This window comes from Pseudomonas sp. lyk4-TYG-107, from assembly GCF_030209055.1.
Taxonomy (GTDB): Bacteria; Pseudomonadota; Gammaproteobacteria; order Pseudomonadales; family Pseudomonadaceae; genus Aquipseudomonas; species Aquipseudomonas putida_A.
In genome coordinates this window covers 26,532-32,597 of sequence record NZ_JARVST010000032.1, presented here as the reverse complement: position 1 = coordinate 32,597, position 6,066 = coordinate 26,532, and the positions used below count along the sequence as shown (strand labels likewise).

General features: G+C 61.1%; 4 protein-coding genes. 1 reads left to right on the top strand and 3 read right to left on the bottom strand.

Annotated features, from left to right (window positions below; genetic code table 11):
- Positions 1-221: 221 nt before the first annotated feature.
- Positions 222-3,290: an efflux RND transporter permease subunit gene (locus QRN61_RS25015; protein WP_139055365.1), complete on the bottom strand. Its 3,069-nt coding sequence runs from the start codon at positions 3,288-3,290 to the stop codon at positions 222-224.
- A gap of 6 nt (positions 3,291-3,296) precedes the next feature.
- Positions 3,297-4,397 carry an efflux RND transporter periplasmic adaptor subunit gene (locus QRN61_RS25010; protein ID WP_285375982.1) on the bottom strand — a complete coding sequence of 367 codons (1,101 nt, stop codon included), beginning with the start codon at positions 4,395-4,397 and terminating at the stop codon, positions 3,297-3,299.
- A 94-nt stretch (positions 4,398-4,491) separates the two neighbouring features.
- On the opposite strand from QRN61_RS25010, the gene QRN61_RS25005 reads away from it, so the two are divergent.
- Complete coding sequence (locus tag QRN61_RS25005) at positions 4,492-5,127, top strand: TetR/AcrR family transcriptional regulator (RefSeq protein ID WP_103368428.1); 636 nt, start codon at positions 4,492-4,494, stop codon at positions 5,125-5,127.
- Positions 5,128-5,231: 104 nt separating this feature from the next.
- Here the strand turns inward: QRN61_RS25005 and QRN61_RS25000 are convergent, their stop codons facing one another.
- On the bottom strand, positions 5,232-6,014 hold the full coding sequence (locus QRN61_RS25000) for a class I SAM-dependent methyltransferase (protein WP_103368429.1): 783 nt from the start codon (positions 6,012-6,014) through the stop codon (positions 5,232-5,234).
- Between the last annotated feature and the right edge of the window lie 52 nt (positions 6,015-6,066).

Sequence of the window (6,066 nt, the reverse complement as noted above, 5' to 3'; positions counted from 1 at the left end):
AAGCAAACCGGAGGCGATGCCCCCGGATGAACCCCGCAACGAAGGAACCCGAGCCTAAGCGAGGGCCGTACGCCGGGGCCAAGACCTTTGCTTCCTTTGGGGCGTTTGCCAAAGGGAGTCGCCGTAAGGGCGAAACCGCCAGCCGCAACCCCCGAAGAAACGGATATTCACAAAGAACACCCAGAACCTGGTCGGCCCAAAGGCCGCCAAGTCCAAAAGCCTCACCCCTCCCGACGCACCCGGAACCAGGCCGCATACAAAGCAGGCAAAAACAAAAGCGTCAAAGCCGTAGCCACAATCAACCCCCCCATGATCGCCACCGCCATCGGCCCGAAAAACACACTGCGCGACAAAGGAATCATCGCCAGCACCGCCGCCAAAGCCGTCAACACAATCGGCCGAAACCGCCGCACCGTCGCCTCGATAATCGCCTGCCAAGGCTTGAGACCAGAGGCAATATCCTGCTCGATCTGATCCACCAGAATCACCGAGTTGCGCATGATCATCCCCGACAGCGCGATCGTCCCCAGCATCGCCACAAACCCGAACGGCTGGCGGAACACCATCAGAAACAACACCACCCCGATCAACCCCAGCGGCGCCGTCAGAAACACCATCGCCGTGCGCGAGAAACTGCGCAATTGCACCATCAGCAACGTCAGCACCACCACAATGAACATCGGCACCCCGGCATTCACCGACTTCTGCCCACGCTCCGAATCCTCCACCGTGCCGCCAACATCCAGCAGATACCCGTCAGGCAATTCGGCACGGATCGGATCCAGCGTCGGCTCGATCTGCTTGACCAGCGTCGCCGGCTGCTCCTTGCCGTAAATGTCGGCACGCACTGTCACGGTCGGCAGACGATTACGGTGCCAGATGATCCCTTCCTCAAACCCGTACTCCAGCGTGGCAATCTGCGACAGCGCCACACTGCGACCGTTATCGGTCGGCACCGCCAGACTCGGCAGCAACGTCAACTCGGTGCGCTCATGCACCGTGCCGCGCAGCAGAATCTCGATCAACTCGTTGTCCTCGCGGTACTGGCTGACACTCGAGCCGGTCAGCGAACTCTGGAGGAATTTCGCCAGATTGGCCGTGCTCACACCGAGCGCCCGCGCACGATCCTGATCGATGTTCAGGTACACCACTTTGCTCGGCTCTTCCCAATCCAGGTGCACGTTGACCACATGCGGGTTTTCGCGCACCTTGGCTGCCACTTTGCGCGCCAGCGCACGGACTTCCTCGATGTGTTCACCGGTGACGCGGAATTGCACCGGATAGCCAACAGGCGGGCCGTTTTCCAGACGCGTGACCCGCGAACGCAGGGTCGGGAATTGCTCGTTAAGGGTCTCGATCAACCAAGTGCGCAGGGTCTCGCGCTCCTCGATGTTTTTCGCCAACACCACAAACTGGGCGAAGCTCGCCGCCGGCAGTTGTTGATCCAGCGGCAGGTAGAAACGCGGCGAGCCGGTGCCGACATACGCTACGTAGTTATCGATGCCGGCGTGATCCTTGAGCATCGCTTCCAGGCGTTTGACCTCCGCCGTGGTGTTGGCCAGCGACGCACCTTCAGCCAGCTTCAGATCGACCATCAATTCCAGTCGGTTGGAGGCCGGGAAGAACTGCTGCGGGACGAAACGGAACAGCATCACCGACGCAATAAACAGCCCCACTGTCAGCACAATCACGGTTTTTCGATGCGCCACGCACCACTCCACCAGACGTCGAACCCGTTGATAAAACGGCGTGCCATACGGGTCGGCTTGCCCGTCAGTCGTGCCGTGTTTGGCCGCATGAATCTTTGCCAGATCCGGCAGGAGTTTTTCCCCCAGATACGGCACGAACATCACCGCTGCCACCCATGAGGCGAGCAAGGCGATGGTCACTACCTGAAAGATCGAACGGGTGTATTCGCCGGTGCCGGACTGCGCGGTGGCGATCGGTAGAAAACCCGCGGCGGTGATCAGCGTACCGGTGAGCATCGGGAACGCGGTGCTGGTCCAGGCGTAGCTCGCAGCCTTGATCCGGTCGAAGCCCTGTTCCATTTTGATCGCCATCATTTCCACGGCGATGATCGCGTCGTCCACCAGCAAGCCCAGCGCCAGCACCAGCGCGCCGAGCGAGATCTTGTGCAGACCGATGCCGAGGTAATACATGCAGGCGAAGGTCATCGCCAGCACCAGCGGAATGGTCAGCGCAACCACCATGCCGGTGCGCACGCCGAGGGAGAAGAAGCTCACCAGCAACACGATCGCGAGTGCCTCGACCAGCACCTGGACGAACTCGCCGACCCCGGTTTTCACTGCCGCCGGTTGGTCGGACACCTTGCGCAATTGCATGCCGGCCGGAAGGTTTTTCTGCAGGCGCGAGAACTCGCCTTCCAGCGCTTTGCCCAGCACCAGAATGTCGCCGCCGTCCTTCATCGCTACTGCGAGGCCAATGGCATCTTCACCCATGAAGCGCATGCGCGGCGCCGGTGGATCGTTGAAACCGCGATGCACATCGGCGACATCGGAGATGCGGAACGTCCGGTCACCGACACGGATCGGGAAGTTCTTGATCTCCTCGACCGTCTGAAAATTCCCCGAGACCCGCAGTTGCACGCGCTCGCTGCCGGTTTCAAAGAACCCGGCGGTGGACACCGCGTTCTGCTCTTGCAGCGCTTGCTGCACGGCCGCCAGTGGCAAGCCAAGGGTGGCGAGTTTGACGTTGGACAACTCGACCCAAATCTTCTCGTCCTGCAAACCGAGCAGATCGACCTTGCCGACATCTTTGACTCGTTGCAGCTGAATCTGGATGCGATCGGCGTAATCCTTGAGCACCGCGTAATCGAAACCGTCGCCGGTCAGCGCATAGATGTTGCCGAACGTGGTGCCGAATTCATCGTTGAAGAACGGTCCCTGAATATCCGGCGGCAAGGTCTGACGAATGTCACTGACCTTCTTGCGCACCTGGTACCAGAGGTCGGGAATTTCCTTGGAATGCATCGAATCGCGGGCAATAAACGTGACCTGCGACTCACCCGGGCGGGAGAACGACACGATGCGTTCGTACTCGCCGGTTTCCATCAATTTCTTTTCGATGCGTTCAGTGACCTGACGCGAGACTTCCTGCGCGGTCGCCCCCGGCCAGCGGGTCTGAATGACCATGGCCTTGAAGGTGAACGGCGGGTCTTCGCTCTGGCCGAGCTTGGTGTAGGACAAGGCGCCGACGATGGCCAGCAAAAGCATCAGGAACAGTACGATCTGGCGATTACGCAGCGCCCATTCAGAAAGGTTGAAGCGCATCGGGACTTACTCCTTGTCCGCCAGATTGACCACACGGTTGGAGCGATCCACAGGCCGCACCTGCTGACCTTCGAGCAATACGTGAACCCCGGCGGCGACTACCCAGTCGCTGGCATTCAGGCCTTCGAGCACCGGCACGCTTTTCTCGCCGAACGGGCCGATGCGCACCGGGGTCTTTTTCAAGGTGTTGTTGGCGTTGACGACCCAGACGTAGGTCGCGCCATTTTCCGCTGTCAGCGCCGAGAGCGGCACCGACAGCGGCACGCTTTCTGCCGATTGCACGAACACCCGGGCACTCTGCCCGAGCTCAGCCGGGACTTTGCCGCTGGTGAACGAGATGCGCGCAGCGAAGGTGCGGGATTTCGGGTCGGCTGCCGGAGACAGTTCACGAATCTGCCCGGCGAAGCGCTGGTTCTGCTGGGTCCACAGTTCAACGGTCACTGGCTGGCCGACCTTGAACCGTCCGAAGCTCTGTTCCGGCAGGCTGATCGACACTTCGCGCTCGCCATCGGTGGCGAGGGTGAACACGGTTTGCCCGGCGGCGACTACCTGCCCGACTTCCACCGCACGCTTGGCCACCACGCCGTCCTGCGGCGCGCGCAACACGGCGTAACTGGCCTGGTTGGTCGAGACGTTGAATTCGGCCTTGATCTGCTTAAGACGCGCTTCGCCGGAACGATAGAGGTTTTCCGCGTTGTCGTAGGCCGAACGACTAACCATCTGCCGCTCCATCAAGGTTTTGTAGCGGTCACGCTCGGCGCGTACCAGATTCAGATTGGCTTCAGCGGCAGCGACCTGTGCGCGGGTGGCTTCCAGTTGCAGGCGCACATCCTGCGGATCGAGCTCGGCCAGTGGCTGATCGGCCTTCACGCGCTGACCTTCTTCGACCAGTCGTCGGCTGACTTTGCCGCCAATGCGGAACGCCAGATCCGGTTCGTAACGGGCGCGCACCTCGCCCGGATAACTTTCCATCGCCTGCGCTGAAGGCTCTGGCTGCACCACCATGGCCGGTCGAATGCTGACTTGCGTCGCCTCTTCCTGACCGCATGCGGACAATAAAACAGCCAGGCTGACTGGCACGGCAAACGACAACGCATGGCGGAACATGGTGACGGACCTTTCGCTAATGGTGCTTGGAATATTTATACTGGCCGGTATGGTATTAATAGCAAACTCACCAGTCCAGTATTAAAAGCGAAGAATGTCGAACAATCTTGCAGCTCCAAACGGCCCGGGCCGTCCGAAGGATCCGGCCAAGCGCCGGGCGATCCTCGACGCGGCGAAAACCCTGTTTCTGAGTCACGGCTACGCCAACACCAGCATGGACGCGGTCGCCGCCGAGGCTGGCGTGTCGAAACTGACGGTTTACAGCCACTTCAACGACAAGGAGACGCTGTTCTCCTCCGCGGTGATGGCCAAATGCGAGGAGCAGTTACCGCCGCTGTTCTTCGAATTGCCCGCCGGAATCCCCGTGGAAAATGTGTTGCTGAACATTGCTCGAGGCTTTCATCAACTGATCAACAGCGACGAGTCGGTGAATCTGCATCGCTTGATGATGGCGCTGGGCACGCAGGATCCGAAACTGTCACAGATTTTCTTCGAGGCCGGCCCCGAGCGCATGGTGCAAGGCATGGAGCGGTTGCTGAAACGCATCGACGAGACCGGCGCGCTGAGCATCGACCTGCCGCGTAATGCGGCCGAGCATTTCTTCTGCCTGATCAAGGGCGCAGGGAATTTTCGTTTGCTGTATTGCTGCGGTGAGCCGCTGAGCGAAGAGGCCTCAGAGAGTCATGTGCAGGAGGTAGTGGGGTTGTTCATGCGGGCTTACAGACCCTAGAGACCTGGTGATTGGTCTACCCCCTTCGCGAGCAGGCTCGCTCCCACATTTGAAATGCATTCCAATGTGGGAGCGAGCCTGCTCGCGAAGGCGGCGACGCGGTCTCAGGGTTTGAGTGCTTTCTTCGGGTAGATGTCATACCGGCTCGACTTGCCATCCAGCGCATGGCTCGGCTTCGGCCCCTCGATGCACGGCGCCTTGCGCGGGCGCTTGACCACCACCCGGTGCGTCGCCAACGCCAGCGCCGCTTCGAGCAATGCCGGCGCATCCGGATCATCCCCGACCAGTGGCCGGAACAGGCGCATTTCCTTCTTCACCAGCGCGGTTTTCTCGCGGTGCGGGAACATCGGGTCGAGGTAGATCACCTGCGGTGGCTCGCCCTCCCAGTTGCGCATGACCTCGATCGAGTTGCCCTTGAGCAGCTTCATCCGCGCGACAATCGGCGCCACATCGAAATCTTCCGCCGCCCGCGCCAGACCATCCTCCAGCAACGCGCCGATCAACGGCTGACGCTCGATCAGGCTCATCTCGCAGCCCAGACTGGCCAGCACGAACGCATCCTTGCCCAACCCCGCTGTGGCGTCCAGCACCCGTGGGCGCACGCCTTGAGCAATGCCGACCGCCTTGGCGATCATCTGCCCGCTGCCGCCACCGTACAGACGCCGGTGCGCCGCGCCACCCTCGACAAAGTCCACCCGCACCGGCCCTGGTGCATCCGGGCCGAGCTGCTGCAGCTGCAAACCCTGCTCGCCGACCTGCAAGGCGAACTCGCCGCCGTCCACCTGCAGCGGCAGGCCCAGACGCTCGGCCCACTGCTCGGCTTGCGCTTCAAACGTCGGGCCGAGGGCCTGGACATGGATGCGGCAGGCCGCGGGTTGCTCAATCATGAAAACACGCTCAAAAAAGTTAAGGATCGGCAAAAAGTGGCCGATAAACCAA

What these genes read in the sequence shown, in the direction of transcription:
- QRN61_RS25005 (WP_103368428.1), top strand. Translation starts at nt 4,492, where the DNA reads ATGTCGAACAATCTTGCAGCTCCAAACGGCCCGGGCCGTCCGAAGGAT.
- QRN61_RS25010 (WP_285375982.1), bottom strand. Translation starts at nt 4,397, where the DNA reads ATGTTCCGCCATGCGTTGTCGTTTGCCGTGCCAGTCAGCCTGGCTGTT.
- QRN61_RS25015 (WP_139055365.1), bottom strand. Translation starts at nt 3,290, where the DNA reads ATGCGCTTCAACCTTTCTGAATGGGCGCTGCGTAATCGCCAGATCGTA.
- QRN61_RS25000 (WP_103368429.1), bottom strand. Translation starts at nt 6,014, where the DNA reads ATGATTGAGCAACCCGCGGCCTGCCGCATCCATGTCCAGGCCCTCGGC.